At 72.9% G+C, this 14,704-nt stretch carries 10 protein-coding genes and 1 pseudogene; 4 read left to right on the top strand and 7 right to left on the bottom strand.

What is annotated here, in order from left to right:
- Positions 1-369 (bottom strand): annotated as a pseudogene (locus COGEMETH_RS00260) (carbohydrate porin); the annotation flags it as partial.
- Between the two features lie 251 nt (positions 370-620).
- On the opposite strand from COGEMETH_RS00260, the gene COGEMETH_RS00255 reads away from it, so the two are divergent.
- Positions 621-2,219, top strand: a complete 1,599-nt coding sequence (locus COGEMETH_RS00255; RefSeq protein WP_238180615.1) for a gamma-glutamyltransferase family protein — start codon at positions 621-623, stop codon at positions 2,217-2,219.
- 22 nt (positions 2,220-2,241) lie between these two features.
- Here the strand turns inward: COGEMETH_RS00255 and COGEMETH_RS25525 are convergent, their stop codons facing one another.
- The 5 genes from COGEMETH_RS25525 to COGEMETH_RS00230 form a co-directional block, all read right to left on the bottom strand.
- Positions 2,242-5,136, bottom strand: a complete 2,895-nt coding sequence (locus COGEMETH_RS25525; protein WP_283214939.1) for a beta strand repeat-containing protein — start codon at positions 5,134-5,136, stop codon at positions 2,242-2,244.
- Between the two features lie 216 nt (positions 5,137-5,352).
- Entirely contained in the window at positions 5,353-5,784 is a 432-nt protein-coding gene (locus COGEMETH_RS00245; protein WP_238180614.1) for an NfeD family protein, read from the bottom strand.
- Positions 5,785-5,787: 3 nt separating this feature from the next.
- Positions 5,788-6,768, bottom strand: a complete 981-nt coding sequence (locus tag COGEMETH_RS00240; protein WP_238180613.1) for an SPFH domain-containing protein — start codon at positions 6,766-6,768, stop codon at positions 5,788-5,790.
- A gap of 96 nt (positions 6,769-6,864) precedes the next feature.
- Positions 6,865-8,172, bottom strand: coding sequence for a nuclease (locus COGEMETH_RS00235; RefSeq protein ID WP_238180612.1), 1,308 nt, complete (start codon positions 8,170-8,172; stop codon positions 6,865-6,867).
- A 73-nt stretch (positions 8,173-8,245) separates the two neighbouring features.
- A complete protein-coding gene (locus COGEMETH_RS00230; protein WP_238180611.1) occupies positions 8,246-9,001 on the bottom strand; it encodes a hypothetical protein in 756 nt (251 codons plus the stop codon).
- 426 nt (positions 9,002-9,427) lie between these two features.
- On the opposite strand from COGEMETH_RS00230, the gene COGEMETH_RS00225 reads away from it, so the two are divergent.
- Genes COGEMETH_RS00225 through COGEMETH_RS00215 form a run of 3 tightly spaced genes read left to right on the top strand, consistent with a single transcriptional unit; the run spans position 9,428 to position 11,928 of the window.
- Positions 9,428-10,348: a lipid kinase gene (locus COGEMETH_RS00225; RefSeq protein WP_238180610.1), complete on the top strand. Its 921-nt coding sequence runs from the start codon at positions 9,428-9,430 to the stop codon at positions 10,346-10,348.
- Positions 10,349-10,367: 19 nt separating this feature from the next.
- Complete coding sequence (locus tag COGEMETH_RS00220; protein ID WP_238180609.1) at positions 10,368-11,105, top strand: TerC family protein; 738 nt, start codon at positions 10,368-10,370, stop codon at positions 11,103-11,105.
- Positions 11,106-11,139: 34 nt separating this feature from the next.
- Complete coding sequence (locus COGEMETH_RS00215; RefSeq protein WP_238180608.1) at positions 11,140-11,928, top strand: ABC transporter substrate-binding protein; 789 nt, start codon at positions 11,140-11,142, stop codon at positions 11,926-11,928.
- A 12-nt stretch (positions 11,929-11,940) separates the two neighbouring features.
- Here COGEMETH_RS00215 and leuS read toward each other — a convergent pair whose 3' ends face one another.
- The gene (gene leuS / locus COGEMETH_RS00210; RefSeq protein ID WP_238180607.1) at positions 11,941-14,541 is read right to left on the bottom strand and encodes a leucine--tRNA ligase; all 2,601 of its coding nucleotides are present in this window, start codon (positions 14,539-14,541) and stop codon (positions 11,941-11,943) included.
- Positions 14,542-14,704: the final 163 nt, after the last annotated feature.

Genomic DNA, 14,704 nt, shown 5'->3' with positions numbered 1-14,704 from the left:
GTAGGCGTTGGCGTGGACGGTCGCCCCCTCCCAGCCGGCGATCGTCCCGAGATCGAGGTTGAGGCGCAGGTTCAGCCGGTCCTCGGCGATGGCGCCCCGGCGGATGCCCCCGGTGGGGTTGCCGAGCACGTCGGCGATGTAGGTCAGGCTGTACTCGACCCCGCGCTGCTTCAGGAACGGGCGCAGGCCGAGGGGGTCGCCGAGCGGGCCGAGGGAGGGCTCGACGGAGCGGACGTAGCCGCCCGAGGCCTGGCTGGTGGTCTCGGGCTGGGCGACGGAAGTCCGCGGATCGGCGCCCGCGCCCTCGTGGACCACCGGGACGAGTTGCTGGCCCGAGGCCGGGGCGGACCAGGCGAGGGCTAGGCACAGGCCGAGGCGCGCGGCCCGGCGGCGGCGTGGTCCCGTGTCCTGGGGTGGGCGGGCGAGCACGATCACGTCCGGCCTGCGATGGGCGTTCGAAGCGTCACCATAACACGCAGGACGGGAATCGCACGCGATGCCCTTGCCGGGGCAGCGCGGACGGTTTTCGGTCTTGAAGCGCCTTTTCCCGGAACCGGCGCCCACTTCTCGAGCCGATGCCGTATCCTTCGTCGGCACGAGCCCTGCCTTCCGGAGACCCCATGCCCGAGACACCGGTCTTCTCCCACGGCGCCGTCGCCGCCCCCCACGACCTCGCGGCCCGGGCCGGCCAGACGGTCCTGGCCCAGGGCGGCAACGCCATCGAGGCGATGGTGGCGATGGCGGCTGCCATCGCCGTGGTCTACCCGCACATGAACGGCATCGGCGGGGACGGCTTCTGGCTGGTGCGGGAGAAGGGCGGCCGGGTGCGCGGCATCGAGGCGTGCGGGCCGGCGGGCAGCCTCGCCACCCGTGCCCGCTACCGCGAGAAGGAATACGAGGCGATTCCCGCCCGCGGCCCGGACGCGATGGTGACGGTGGCCGGCGCCGTCGGCGGCTGGCGGCTCGCCATGGAACTGTCCCGCGCGCTCGGCGGTCGGCTGCCGCTCCGGACCCTTCTGGCGGATGCCGCCCGCCATGCCCGGGAGGGCTGCCCCGTCTCGCCCTCCGAGGGGCGCTACGTCCCGCAGGAACTCGACACCCTGCACGACGCCCCCAACTTCGCGGCGACCTTCCTCAAGGACGGCAAGCCCTGGCCCGTGGGCGAGACCCGGCGCCTGCCGGCGCTGGCCGCGACCCTGGAGCAGCTGGCCCATGCCGGGCTCGACGACTTCTACCGCGGCGACGTCGCCCGCGAGATCGCCGCCGACCTCGAACGCCTGGAGGCCCCGGTGACGCGGGCCGACCTCAAGGCCTACGCCCCGCGGGAGCGCACGCCCCTGGCGATCCGGCGGCGGGACGCCGTGCTCTACAACTTCCCGCCCCCGACCCAGGGGCTCGCGGCCCTCCTGATCCTCGGCCTGTTCGACCGGCTGGACGTCCGGCAGGGGGAGAGCACGGCCCATTACCACGGGCTGATCGAGGCGACGAAGCGGGCGTTTGCCATCCGCGACCGGGTGGTGACCGACTTCGACCGGCTGCGGCACGACCCGGCCGACTTCCTCACGCCCGAGCGCCTGGCGCAGGAGGCGGCGCGGATCGACATGGGCCGGGCCGCCACGATCCCCCTGCCCGATCCCGGCCAGGGCGACACGGTCTGGATGGGCGCGATCGACGGGGAGGGATTGGCCGTCTCCTACATCCAGTCGGTCTACTGGGAGTACGGCTCCGGCACGGTGCTGCCCGCCACCGGCATCTGCTGGCAGAACCGGGGCATGTCCTTCTCCCTGGACCCGGACGCGGTGAACCCGCTGGAGCCCGGCCGGCGCCCGTTCCACACCCTGATCCCGGCCCTGGCCTGCTTCGACGACGGGCGGGTCATGGCCTACGGCAGCATGGGCGGCGACGGCCAGCCCCAGTTCCAGGCCCAGATCTTCTCCCGCTACGCCGATTACGGAATGTCGGTCGCCGAGGCGGTGGACGCCCCGCGCCTGCTCTACGGGCGCACCTGGGGCGCGCCCTCGCTCAGCGTGAAGGTGGAGGACCGCTTCGATCCGGCCTGCATCCGGGGGCTCGCGCGGCTGGGCCACGAGATCGAGGAACTCGGCGGCCCCTATGTCGACTCCCTGGGACACGCCGGCATGCTGGTGCGCCACGCCCGCAACGGCCGCATCGAGGCGATGCACGATCCCCGCTCGGACGGCGGGGCGCTGGGGCTGTGACCGGCCCCGGCCTCCGCGGGGCTTAGGCGAAGAAGCCGGCGCCGACCTGGCCTTGCGTGATCCCGGCCAGCTCGATCGTTCCACCGCCCGACAGAACGAGAAGCGCGCTGCCCGAGCCGTCCGCAGCCGTGCCGAAGCTGTAGCTCTGGCCCTGGAGCGCGATCCGGTCGCCCTGGCCGGCATCGAACCCCAGGATGACGTCGTGGCCGGAGGCCGTGCCGAACACGTAGCGGTCCGCCCCGAGATCCCCCGACAGCACGTCGTCGCCGAGGTCCCCGGAGAGGACGTCGTCGCCCTGGCCGCCGTAGAGCCGGTCGTTGCCCTGGCCGCCGAACAGCGTGTCGGCCCCCCCGTTGCCGAGGAGCGTGTCGTCCCCGAGGTTGCCCAGCACCACGTCGTTGCCGATGTCGCCGAAGGCCAGGTCGCCGCCCTGGCCGCCGTAGAGGGTATCGGCCCCCTGCCCGCCATAGAGGGTGTCGCGGCCCTGGCCGCCGAGCAGCAGGTCGTCGCCGAGGTTGCCGAGGAGCAGGTCGTTGCCGGCCCCGCCCGAGACGGTGTCGTTGCCGGCGGCCCCCGCGATCCGGTCGTCGCCCGCATCGCCCAGAAGCGCCTCGGACCCATCGGTCCCGGTGATGAGGAGGGGCACCGGCGTCCTGCCCCCGCCCTGGGTGATGTCCGTCAGCACCACGTCGTTGCCGTCGCCGCCAGCGTAGCTGATCTGCAGGGCCGCCCCGCCGAGCAGGACCAGGGCGCCCTCCCCGAGGGCGCGGCCAGCCGTGTCGACGAACCGGCCGGCGACGGCGTCGGCGCCGTCGTTGTCGACCAGGGTGTATCGGCGGCCCGGCGATGGCGCGAAGCCGGACAGGGCGGTGAGGTCGAGGGTGGCGCCGCCGAGGTCGACGCCGCCGGCGACCCGGACCTGATCGGCGGCGGTCCCGATCTGCGCGCGGAAGGCGGCGCCCGAGGCGAGGCCCAGGCCGCCCGTGCTCAGGGTGCCGATGCCCGATGCCCCGTCGCCCGGGCCGAGAAGGCCGCCGGCCGCCACCGTGACGGCGCCCGTCCGTCCGGCGCCGCCGAGACTGCCGCCGGAGGCGACAGTGACGGCGGCGTCCAGGGCGGCGCCGGCGGCGACATCGAGGGCGGACCCGTTCGAGACGAAGGCGCCGGAGGCGAAGGCCTCGGCGTCCGTGACGGTCCAGGCGCCTCCCTGGACGTTCAGGGTCTCGAAGCCGACCGTGTCGGCGAGCGTTCCGGTGACGGCCCCGCTGTTGGCGCCGGCCTCGGCGTCCGCGCCGGAGCGGTCGTCGAGCCGCAGGTTCAGGGTGTCGATACCCGCGCCGCCGTCGAGGCGGCCGGCGACGACGGAGCCGGTGTAGAGGTTCAGGGTGTCGGCGCCGCCTTCGAGGTTGAGGGCGCGGCCGGTGCCACCGGTCAGGGTGCCGTAGTTCGAGAGCACGTCGGCGCCCTCGCCGGTCTGGACGGCCGAGCCGTCGCCGCGGATGAAGCGGACCGAGCCGGCATCGGCGGCCGTGTAGGTCCGCCCGTCCAGGATGCCCACCGTGGCCGCGTCGGCCGCGCCGTTCTGGAGGCGGACGGTCTGCGTCGTCTCGGGGATGGTGCCGTTGCCGGCGATGCGGCCGTAATTGACGATTCCGTCGTCGTCCCCGGCGGCGGTCCCGGTGCGGTTCTCCGAGCGGATGGCGTAGCCGCCCTGGCCGGTGATGCTCCCGGCGGCGTTGTTGACGACCTGCGTGGCCAGCACGCCGCTGCGGCTGCCGTTCGGGTTGGAATCGTTGTTGACGACGATGCCGAAGCCGGCCCCGCGGATGATCCCGCTGTTGGTGATCGTGCCGCCGCCGATGGAGATGCCCTCGCTGTTGTTGAGGCGGCCGGAACTGTCGTTGCCCCCTGCCCCGGTGCCTTCGATGATGCCGCCGGCGAGATTCGTGACGGTGGCGCCGCCGTCCACGTCGACGCCGTCCCCGTCGCCGTCGAGCGTCGCCAGGCCCGCGCGGTCGAAGAGCGGAGCGTAGGCCCCCCGGATCAGGCCGGCATTCGTGACGACCACCGTTCCGGCCGCAACGCCCGTGGTGTCGGCCCCGACGCCCGAGCCGTTGCGCCCGACGAGTTGCCCGCCGGCGAAGTTGTTCACCAGGACGTTCGTGGCGGCCGCGTTGCCGACGTCGACCGCGTGCTGGGCGGCGGTGATGGTGCCGTAATTGTCGATCCGGTCGTTGGTCGCGGTCGCGGCGTTGATGCGCACGCCCCGCGAGCTGTCGTAGCGCTCGGCGGTCGAGGTCCCGGCGAGCGCGTTGTTGGCGGACGAGTCGTTGACCTGCCCGTTGCCGTCGATGGTGCCGTAATTGACCAGCGTCTGGTGCGCGCCGAGGCGGATCGCGTCGGCGCTGTCACTGCGGATCAGCGCCGTGGTGACGCCCGCCGCGCCGTTGGTGATGACGCCGCCGCTGGTGAAGTCCGTCGCGGGGGCGCCCGAGGCCCCGACCGCTGCGTTGTAGTTGAGGGCGTAGCCGCTCGGCTGCGTCGTGGAGACGGGCCGGATCGCCGTGATCGAGGTCGTGGAGACGATGCGGCCGAGATTGGTCAGGTTGACGGTGGAGAGCACCCCGCCGGACAGGGCCTGCGCCTGGAACGCGTCGGCATCGAGGGCCTGGACCAAGCCGTTCGGGCCGACCGTCAGCTGTCCGTCCTTCAGGGCGGCGCGGATCGCCCGCGCACCCGAGGCCGTGGCCACCAGGGAGCCATCTACGACGAGGGTGGTGGCGCCCGTCGACACCGTGGCCTGGATGCCTGTGCCGGCCGTCTGCGTCCGCGTCGTACCCGCCGCCAAGGTGTAGGTGTCGGGCGTGGTGATCGTATAGGGCGTGCTCGCGTTGCCCGCGGGGATCGTCGTCGGCATGCTGGGGAACCTGGCGTCTGGTCGCGGGCCGGCGCGCACGCCGGGGGCTGCCCGTTCCTTAGCCGGACCATGTGACAGTTCTTCCGCGGGCCGGCGGCCGTTCCAATGGGCTCATATGAAATGCGTTCGATCGCTTCGCGATGCGGATTTCGACTTCGCTCAAGCGCCGCGCGGGCTTGGTGATACCCTGTCGGCTTCGTTCAAGCGGACAGGGCATCAGGCGGCGGCCACCGTCAGCACCGTGCCCGCCATCCCCGTCACCCGCACCCGCGCGCCCGCCGGCAGGTCCGGGCCGCTGACGCGCCAGAGGGTGTCGTCGAAGCGGATGCGGCCGGCGCCGTCCCGGATCGGCTCCGTCAGCACGCCCTCCCGGCCGATCAGGCCGCGGTCGGCCCGGTTGAGCACCGGGACGTGGCGGCGCCCGAGGCGGCTCGAAGCCGTGACCGCGGCCAGGGAGAGCCCGGCAAAGGCCAGCACCTGCGCCTGCCAGGGCAGGGGCAGCACCGCCTCCAGCAGGCCCGTCAGCACGGCGGCCAGCCCGAGCCAGATCAGGAAGATGCCGGGCACCAGGAGTTCCGCACCCGCCAGGGCGAGGCCGGCGATCGCCCAGGTCCAGGCCGGGCCGAGGGCGGCATAGGCGGCGAGCACGGCTCAGGCCCTCGGCGGGGTGCCGACGTTCGGCGGCCGGCCCGCCCGGTTCGGCGCGGCGCCCTCCCCGAACACGCTGCGGGTGATCTCGGCGATGCCGCCGAGCGTCCCGGCAAGGGCCGCCGCCTCGATCGGCACCACCACCACGCGCTGGTTGGGCGCGGTGGCGATGGCGCGCACCGCCTCGACGTACTTCTCCGCCACCAGGAAGTTGGCGGCGGCGATGTCGCCCTTGGCGATGGCCTCGCTGACCATGCCGGTGGCCTTGGCCTCCGCCTCGGCCGAGCGCTCGCGGGCCTCGGCATCGCGGAAGGCCGCCTCCTTGCGCCCTTCCGCCTCCAGGATGGCCGATTGCTTGCGGCCTTCCGCGCGCAGGATCTCGGCCTGCCGCTGGCCTTCCGCCTCCAGCACCGAGGCGCGCTTCTCGCGCTCGGCCTTCATCTGCCGGGCCATGGCGCCGGCGAGGTCGGCCGGCGGCACGATGTCCTTGATCTCGATGCGGGTCATCTTCACCCCCCAGGGGGCGGCGGCCGCGTCCATCACCCGCAGCAGCCGCTCGTTGATCTCGTCCCGGTGGGAGAGCAGCTGATCGAGGTCCATCGAGCCGACCACGGTGCGGATGTTGGTCATGGTGAGGGTGCGGGTGGCGACGTCGAGGTTCGAGATCTCGTAGGAGGCGCGCGCCGCGTCGAGCACCTGGTAGAACACCACGGCGTCGATGGTGACGCCGGCGTTGTCGCGGGTGAACGCCTCCTGGCTCGGCACCTCGATGACCTGCTCCATCACGTTCACCCGCCGCCCGATCCGCTCGACGAAGGGCAGGATCAGCCCGAGGCCGGATTCGAGGGTGCGCGCGTAGCGGCCGAAGCGCTCGACGGTGTAGACGTGGCCCTGCGGCACGATGTTGACGGCTGCCGCCAGCGTGACGATCGCCAGCACCGCGACCACCACCGCGAAGACGCTCAAGCCCGCCGAGAGATCCATGGTCCACCCCCATCCGCCGCGAGGGCGGCATTGAGGGCGAGCGCCGGGATTTGCGCAAGGGTGTCCCGGCACGCGCCGAGGGCCGTGCCCGGACGGCTACCGCTTCCAGACGCCCAGGCGCTCGCTGCGGGCGTGGTCCTCGGCCGCGACGAGGTCGGGGGTCGCCTCCGACGAGGCGCGGCCGCCGCCGTTGAACAGGACCACCTCGGAGAGGTCGCGGCCCTCGATCTGGCAGATCATGTTCTCGCTGCCCGGAGCGGGCTGGCAGGTGACGGGCCGGCCGGCGATGTACTTGGCCAGTTCCTCCGCCTGGCCCCCGCGGACCCACTCGACGCCGAAGAGGCGCACGAGCTTGGGCCCGATCCGCAGGGTCGCGGTGTCGATGACCTGGACCTGCCCGGTGATCGCGTTCGGAGCAGGCGGCGGGGGCGCCTCGGGCGGTTCGACGGTCTCGGCCGCCGCGCGCGGGTCGCCCTCGGCCGGGCCGGCCGGCGGCGCGGCCTCCGGCGGGGGCTTGGCTGCGCTGGGCGTACCTTGGGGCGCGGCCTGGGATGCCCCTTGCGATGCCCCTTGGGATGCCCCTTGGGATGCGGGCGTCCCGTCGGTGCCCGGTCGCGTGGCCACCACGAGCCCGGCGGCAGCCACCGCCACGAGGACGGCGGCGAGCGTGCCGGCGAGCCAGCGGCGATGGAGGTGGTCGGGATCGCCCGGATCGGCGGAGCGCAGACGCCGGAACCGCCCGCGCAGGGCGTCGCCGATCCCGCTCAGACGCGCGTTCCAGGCCGCGGCGGCATCCGGCTTCTGTACGGCCGGGGGAAGGGCCGGGGCGGCGGCCCCCGGCTCGGCACCGGGGCCCGGCTTCAGCCGTTCGCCCAGCCGCATGCGCAGGCCGGCGAAGCGCCCGGCGGCGGAGAGCGCCAGCGCCCGGCCCTGCACCGAGGAGCGCTCGGCGAGCGATCGCGCCCGGTCCGACTGGGTCTCGACGAAGCGCGCGGTGGCCGCCCGCATCTCGGAGGCCCCGGCAATCAGGGGGGATTCCTTGGGCTCCTCCGGGGCAGGGGCCGGCTCGGCCACCGGCTCCGGTGGCAGGAACAGGGCCGGGTGCTGGGCCTGGAGGGCGTCGGCGAGGTCGGCCAGGGTCATGAAGACGGCGGCACCGTCCTCGGCCGTGCGCAGGCGCGGGGCGCCGTGGCGGTCCACGATGCGGTAGCCGGGCTCCGTCGCGGCCGGCTCCACGGAGGCGGCGGCCAGCAGTTCCAGGGTCCGCAGGGAGACGGGCCGCGGGCGCCTCTGCGCGATCGCGGAGCGGATTTTCTCATGGAGGCCGGCGCGGTCCGCGCCCTCGAGGGTGGGGCGCGCCGCGCGGACTGGTTCCGCGTCCTGTGCCGGGGCCGAAGCTGTCATCGGGCCGATCTAGGTGTCCTTGCGCGGCGTGTCCCGCGATTCGCGAGAAAAACCTTGCGCGTCCAAGGGAAGCTCAGGCGTTGCCGCCGCGCCGCAGGACGCGGCTCGACTCGGCGACGATGGTCGGCCGCGGGCCGGCAAAGCTCACCTCCAGCACCAGTTCAGCCACCCCCTGCGAGAGGGCGCCGCGGGTCGGGCTGGCGGCGCGGAACGCCACCACCGTGTGCACGACGCAGGTGGCGAGCGCCGCGTTGCAGGCCGTGCGGGTCGAGCGCGGCTCGTAGCGCCGGTCGGGCCAGCGCAGGGCGAACTGCCGCTTCTCGGCGAGCAGCGCGCCCAGAGTCATCGCGCGCCCGTGGAAGCGCACCTGCGAACCGTAGAAGCGCGGCGTGCCGGCAATCATCCCGCCGCCGGAGAACGCGTCGAGATAGTCGGCGGTGAGCGCCTGCGCCTCGCCGGCCCAGCCTGAAAAGCGCGGGTCGGCGGCCGGCGCCGGCACGGCCGCGGCCGGCGTGTCGGCGAGCCGCGGCGATCCCCGGCGGACGACGCGGCTGCGCGGCCGCGGGCGTTCCGCGCGCCGGAGTGCCGACCGCTCGGCCACGGATCGGGGCGGGGCGGCCTCGGTGGGCGGCTTCTCCGCCGTCGCGCCCCTGTCGGGGGCGGGCTTGGTGTCCGGCACGGCTGCGGAGGGGGCGGCCGGCGTCGATGGCGCGGCCTGCCGGGCCGGCGGGTCGACCCAGCCCGGTCGCGCTTGCGCCCGCGCGCCGCCGGCGGACGCGAGCGCGAGGATCAGGACGGCGACGGAGGCGAACGGGCGGGCGGGGCGCATGGGATCACCGGGTCGCGGCCAGGCGGGGCAGGGGTCTGGCTCCCGTGAAACGCCGCCGGATGCGCCACGGGTTCCGTCGGATCGGTCCGGCAGGCGGGGTTTTGCGCCCCTGGCGGGAACTCGGCCCGTCGGTGTCTCCGGAATGCCACGGGAGGCGATCGGCCGGCAAGGATTTCCGGCATCGTCCCGTCGCAAACGCCGGCAAGCCCGGCACGGCCGCGGATTTGCCGGGAGGTCCGGGGTTGCGATCGGGCGGGAAACACCCAAGTTCGCCTCACCACGGGTCCGGGCCCCTCTGGCGATCGAGGCGTCGGTCGTGATGTCGGACTTCTTCCCTGCCTTTGCGCGGACGCGGCGCGAACGCATCGGAGAACAGACGACCGTGGCACCACCCCAGTCCCGTCCCCGCGTCGCGCCGGCGGCCCGATGAGCGCCCCCTCACGCCGGGCCCTCCTCGTCTGCAACGCCAAGGCGCGCAACGGCGGCTTCTCCCTCGACGCGGTGCGCACCATCCTGCGGGCCGGCGGCATCGAGCCGGTCGAGCCGCCGCCCGAAGCGGATTGCAAAGCCCTGATCGGCCGCCACGCGAAGGAGGTGGACCTCGTCATCCTCGGCGGCGGCGACGGCACCATGAACGCGGCGGCCCCCGCCCTGGTGGAGACCGGCCTGCCGCTCGGCATCCTGCCGCTGGGCACCGCCAACGACCTCGCCCGCTCGCTGGGCCTGCCCCTGGACCCCCTGGCGGCGGCCCGTGTCATCACCACGGCGGAAGCCCGGCCGGTCGACCTCGGCTGGGTCAACGGCCACTACTACTTCAACGTGGCGAGCATCGGCTTCTCCGCGGAACTGGCGGGCAGCCTCACCGCCGAGTCGAAGAAGACCTGGGGGACGCTGGGCTACGGCATCGCCGCCTTCCGCATCCTGCGCCGGGTGCGGCCCTTCACCGTCACGATCGAGCATGACGGCCGCGTCGAGAAGGTGACGACCATCCAGGTCTCGGTCGGCAACGGGCGCCATTACGGCGGCGGCATGACGGTGGAGGAGACCGCCACCGTGGACGACGGCAAGCTCGATTTCTACAGCCTGGAGGTGGACCACTGGTGGCGCCTGCTCGCCCTGCTGCCGGCCCTGCGCCGGGGCACGCACGGCCGGGCCGAGGACGTGCGCGCCTTCCAGACCACCGAGATCGTGCTGACCACCAAGAAGCCCCGGCCCGTGAACACGGACGGCGAGTTGACCACCTACACGCCGGCCCATTTCAAGGTGCTGCCGAAGATCCTCAAGATCCTCTCGCCCGACCCCGCGAGCCGTCCGGGTGCGGCCGGCCACGGCTTCCTTCCCCTCTGATCGCGAGTCGCAAGCCCCCGTGGACAACCTCCTGCAACTGGCCGCCGACCCCACGGTCTGGGCGGCGCTCGCCACCCTCATCGTGATGGAGGTGGTGCTCGGCATCGACAACCTGATCTTCATCTCGATCCTGACGAACAAGCTGCCGCCCGAGCACCAGACCAAGGCCCGGCGCATCGGCATCGGCCTGGCGCTGGTCCTGCGGCTGGGCCTGCTCGGCACCGTCGCCTTCATCGTCCACCTGACCGAGCCGGTCTTCACGGTACTCGGCAAGGGCATCTCCTGGCGGGACATGATCCTGATCGGCGGCGGCCTCTTCCTGCTCTGGAAGGCCACCAAGGAGATCCACGAGAGCGTGGACCCGACGCCCAAGGATGCGGGCTCGGCCGCCTCCCTGAGCTTTGCCGCGGCCATCGGCCAGATCCTGCTCCTCGACCTCGTGTTCTCGATCGATTCGATCATCACCGCCGTCGGCATGACGGAGCACGTGCCGGTGATGATGATCGCCGTCGTGGTCGCCGTGATCGTGATGCTGGTGGCGGCCGAGCCGCTCTCGGCCTTCATCGCCAAGAACCCGACCGTGGTGATGCTGGCCCTCGGCTTCCTCATCATGATCGGCATGACGCTGATCGCCGAGGGCTTCGGGGCGCACGTGCCGAAGGGCTACATCTACACGGCGATGGCCTTCTCGGCCGGCGTCGAGGGCCTCAACATGCTGGTCCGCCGCCGCAGGCAGCGGAAGGCGGACGGGGTGTGAGGCGAGCTACGGGATCACGGAAGGACTCCAGCCCATGCGGATCGTTACCGCCGCCGCGCTTGCCCTGACCCTTGGTGCCGCGCAGGCGGGCGAGGTCTCGCCGGAGGTCCTGCGCGACCTCGCGCCGACCGGCTCCCTGCGGGCGGCGATCAACCTCGGCAATTCCGTGCTCGCCCGGAAGGACCCGCAGGACGGCGCGGTCTCGGGCGTCTCCGTCGACCTCGCCCGGGTGCTGGCGGACAGGCTCGGCGTGCCCGTCGCCTTCGTGACCTACGACGGCGCCGGGGCGGTGTCAGGCTCGGCCACCGCCGGGGTGTGGGACGTCTGCTTCCTGGCCGTCGATCCCAAGCGCGCCGAGGACATCGCCTTCACCGCCCCCTACGTGGTGATCGAGGGCGGCTACCTCGTCCCGGCGGCTTCCGAGATTCAAACCCTGGAGGCCGTCGACCGGGACGGCGTGCGCGTCGCGGTGGGGGGCGGCAGCGCCTACGACCTGTTCCTGACGCGGGCGATCCGCCACGCCACCCTGGTGCGGGCCCCGACCTCGCCCGCCGCCATCGCCCTGTTCGCGCAGGACAAGCTGGAGGCGGCGGCCGGCGTGCGACAGCCCTTAGAGGCCTACGCTGCGGCCCACCCGGAGGTGCGGGTCCTGCCCGGCCGGTTCATGGAGATCGCCCAGGCCATGGGCCTGCCCAAGGGCCGGCCCGCGGGAGCCGCGTATCTGAGCGCCTTCGTCGAGGCGATGAAGTCCGGCGGCGTCATCGCTCAGGCCCTGCGCGACAACGGGCAGGAGGCGACGGTGGCGCCGCCCGCCGCCCCCTGATCCGGCGCGGCCTCAGACGACGAGGTTCACGATCCGCCCCGGCACGACGATGACCTTTCGCGGGGCCTTGCCCTCCAGCACCCGCTGGACGACCTCCAGGGCCAGCACCGCAGCCTCCACGGCCTTGGCGTCGGCGTCCCGCGGCACGGTCACGTCCGCGCGCTTCTTGCCGTTGATCTGGACGGGCAGGGTGATCGCGTCCTCGACCAGGAGCGCCCGGTCCACCTCCGGCCAGGGCGCCTGGGCCGCGAGACCCGAACGGCCGAGCGCCTCCCAGCAGCTTTCGGCCAGATGCGGCATCATCGGCGCGATGAGCTGCACCAGGATGCCGGCGGCTTCTGTGGCCGCCGGGCGGGAGGCGGCGCCGCGCAGGCCCTCCTCCAGGGCGTTGCCCAGGGTGTAGACGTGGGCGACGCAGCGGTTGAAGCGCAGGCGCTCCACGTCCTCTTCCACGGAGGCGAGCGCCCGGTGCGCCGCCTTGCGCAAGGCCGCGTCCGCGGCGCCGTCCCCTGTTGAGGCGGCGGCCGCGTTGACCAGCCGCCAGACCCGCTGGACGAAGCGGGCGGCGCCCTGAACCCCCTCCTCCGTCCAGATCACGTCCCGCTCCGGCGGCGAGTCCGAGAGCATGAACCAGCGGGCGGTGTCGGCGCCGTAGGAGGCGATGATGTCGTCCGGGTCGACCACGTTCTTCTTGGACTTCGACATCTTCTCGATCGGGCCGATCGCGAGGGGCGCGTCGGTTTTCACGTGAAACGCCCGGCGCTCGCCGCCCTCGGTGACGAACTTCGTGTCGGCCGGCGGCACCCAGGCGCCGGCCGCGTCCTTGTAGGTCTCGTGGACCACCATCCCTTGCGTGAACAGGCCGGCGAAGGGCTCGGACACGCCGGACCACCCGGTCTCGCGCATCGCCCGCATGAAGAAGCGCGAATAGAGCAGGTGCAGGATCGCGTGCTCGATGCCGCCGATATACTGGTCCACCGCCAGCCAATGGTCGACCATGGCCCGGTCCGTCGGCGCATCCTTGAGCCAGGGGGCGGTGAAGCGGGCGTAGTACCAGGACGAATCCACGAAGGTGTCCATGGTGTCGGTCTCGCGCCGGGCCGCCGCGCCGCAGCGGGGGCAGGGCACGCTGCGCCACGCCTGGTCCCGCTCCAGGGGGTTGCCCGGCTGGTCGAAGGACACCGTCTCGGGCAGCGTCACCGGCAGGTCGTCCACCGGCACGGGCACCGGCCCGCAGGTCTCGCAGTGGATGACCGGGATCGGGCAGCCCCAGTAGCGCTGGCGCGAGACGCCCCAGTCCCGCAGGCGGAACTGCACCTTGCGCGCGGCCACCGCCTCGCCGGAGAGCACCTCGCCCTCCAGGCGGTTGGCCACCGCCTCGAAGGCCTCACGGGTGCCCAGCCCGTCGAGGAAGCGGGAATTGATCATCCGCCCGTCGCCGTCATAGGCCGTGTCGGTGATGACGAAGGCGTCCGGGTCCTGGCCCTCCGGGCAGACCACGGGGGTGTTGCCGAGGCCGTACTTGTTGGCGAAGTCGAGGTCGCGCTGGTCGTGGGCCGGGCAGCCGAACACCGCGCCGGTGCCGTACTCCATCAGCACAAAGTTCGCGACGTAGACCGGCAGTTCCCAGGACGGGTCGAGGGGGTGGCGCACGGTCAGCCCGGTGTCGAATCCGAGCTTTTCGGCCGTGTCGATGGCCGCCTGCGCCGTGCCCATGCGCCGGCACTCGGCGATGAATTTTTGCAACGCCGAGTCGGCATGTACCAGGGCTGCCGCAAGCGGATGCTCGGCGGCGACAGCGAGGAATTTCGCACCGAACAGCGTGTCGGGCCGGGTGGTGTAGACCGTGACCGCCTCGGCCACGCCCGCGACCGCCCGGCTCAGGGCGAAGCGGACCTCCAGCCCCTCGGAGCGGCCGATCCAGTTCTTCTGCATCAGCCGGACCTTCTCCGGCCAGCGCTCCAGGCCGTCGAGGGCGTCGTAGAGGTCCTGGGCGAAGTCGGTGATCTTGAAGAACCACTGGGTCAGCTCGCGCTGCTCCACCAGGGCGCCCGAGCGCCAGCCGCGCCCGTCGATCACCTGCTCGTTGGCGAGCACGGTGTGGTCCACCGGGTCCCAGTTCACCTTGGCGGTGCGGCGCGTGACCAGGCCCTTGTCCAGGAAGTCCAGGAACATGCGCTGCTGGTGCTTGTAGTAGTCGGGATCGCAGGTGGCGATCTCGCGGCTCCAGTCGAGGGACAGGCCCATCGACTGCAACTGCCCGCGCATCGTGGCGATGTTGGCGTAGGTCCATTCCCGCGGGTTGACCTTGCGCTCCATGGCCGCGTTCTCCGCGGGCAGGCCGAAGGCGTCCCAGCCCATCGGGTGCAGCACGGAAAAGCCCCGCGCCCGCTTGTAGCGCGCCACCACGTCGCCCATGGCGTAGTTGCGCACGTGGCCCATGTGGATGCGCCCGGACGGGTAGGGGAACATCTCCAGCACGTAGTATTTCGGGCGCGGGTCGTCGTTCTGCGTCTCGAACAGGCGCGCCTGCGCCCAGGCCGCCTGCCAGCGCGGCTCGGAGTCCTTGGCGTTGTAGCGCTCGATCGCGGAAGGGCTTGAGGTGCTGGTCATGGGATTTCGGGATGCCGGGGCAAGCCGGCCACCGTCTCGCGACGGGCGCGGCTTCATGGGGCGGCACTAGCATATCTGCGCGGGTCCCGGTCAACGCAGGGGGAGAGCAGGCGTCAGGGCAATCGTTCGAAGCCGCTCTGGCGGCTTCAGGGCGCGAAGAGCG

The organism is Methylobacterium trifolii, from assembly GCF_022179685.1.
In the GTDB taxonomy this organism is placed as follows: Bacteria; Pseudomonadota; Alphaproteobacteria; order Rhizobiales; family Beijerinckiaceae; genus Methylobacterium; species Methylobacterium trifolii.
The sequence above is the reverse complement of the archived record's forward strand: the minus strand, read 5'-3'. Positions and strand labels throughout refer to the sequence as shown.